Raw genomic sequence first — 911 nt, 5'->3', positions numbered from 1 at the left:
GCGCTATTATATCGCACTGCACGCGCCGACCGCCGCGAACGACGAGCGCAACTGGCATTTCCATCTGCTTTATTACGACCGTCCGTGCGAGCGGATCGATGGCGCATGGGATTTCGCCATCGTGGAGGAGAAGCGAACCGCATCGCGCAATCGCCGGCGGAGCTATCCGCATCGCCAGAAAAAGTGCGCCGAGGTCCGTCACAAGGACTGGCCCATGTACATGCGGACGCGCTTCGCCGACGCGGTGAACGCGGAGCTGGAAGCGATCGGAGCGCCGCGGCGCTACGATCCGCGCGCCTACGCGGACATGGGGATCGAGGCCGAGCCGCAGGAGCACCTCGCCCCCCGGCTCGCGTTCATTGCGGCATGTGGCGCCGCGCCCGAAAAGGATGTCGAAAACGCCCACAAGGGGTGGTGGGCGCGGAGGGTCGCGGTACTCAAGCGACACGACGAGATCGAGAAGGCCGACGAAGAACGGGTCGCCGAACTGCGCCGGACATGCGTCGAAGGGCCGGCGCGAACCACCTTCCTCGCGGAGCTTGCGCGCCAACTGGCACAGCGGCGCGCGGAAGCGCGCACCGCCGATGTGATCCTCACGATCCAGCATCCCATGGCCCGCAGCAACGCCGAACAGACCGCCGAGAAGATGCGCGGCTATGCCGACGACCTGGCCAACAAGCTGCGGGCGAAGGGCAAGGACCCCGAGGGGCACCCCCGGTACGAGGCGCTCGTACAACGCGAGCGGGACGCGCACGCCTATCTCGACGATCTCGAAAAGGCCTTCGCGCCCGACGTCGCATTCGCCAGGTCGTTGCGGGTTACGACCAACTGTACGATGCGCGACGGCAGCCCGGTCCCATTATGGAGGTCGCATGCTGGGCACATGTCCGGCGCAAGATCTACGACGTGTG

Annotated in this window: 1 protein-coding gene; it reads left to right on the top strand. The window is 66.3% G+C overall.

The annotated features are described in order from the left end of the window. Window positions 1–911, top strand: a 911-nt coding sequence (locus SM191_RS19905) for a MobA/MobL family protein (RefSeq protein WP_445949889.1), incomplete at both ends; no start/stop codon positions are given.

The sequence above is a fragment of the Sphingomonas sp. 2378 genome (assembly GCF_038084995.1).
Classification (GTDB): Bacteria; Pseudomonadota; Alphaproteobacteria; order Sphingomonadales; family Sphingomonadaceae; genus Sphingomonas.
The sequence above is the reverse complement of the archived record's forward strand: the minus strand, read 5'-3'. Positions and strand labels throughout refer to the sequence as shown.